This window comes from Streptomyces beijiangensis, assembly GCF_017315755.1.
GTDB lineage: Bacteria > Actinomycetota > Actinomycetes > Streptomycetales > Streptomycetaceae > Streptomyces > Streptomyces beijiangensis.
Window position 1 is genome coordinate 1 of the sequence record NZ_JAFLRJ010000773.1, and the last position, 224, is coordinate 224.

The window sequence follows — 224 nt, forward strand, 5'->3', positions numbered from 1 at the left end:
CGCTGTGAGTGCGCCCCTCGCGCTACCTGGTTCGCCGGTACGGAACTGGCGTCCCTCGCTGTGCACCAGCACGCCGGGCGAGAACGAGCGCAGCTCGACCTCGTCAAGGCCCGGAGTGTGCCGCAGCTCCGGGTACGAGGTGCAGAGGATCTGGCCGATCCGGTCGAGACGGAAGCCGTCGGCCGACTCGGTGGACATCCGGCCGCCGGGTTCAGGGGCGGCCT

General features: G+C 71.0%; 1 pseudogene. It reads right to left on the reverse strand.

From position 1 onward, the window contains the following. Positions 1-224: pseudogene (locus J0695_RS38985) on the reverse strand (oxidoreductase); the annotation flags it as partial.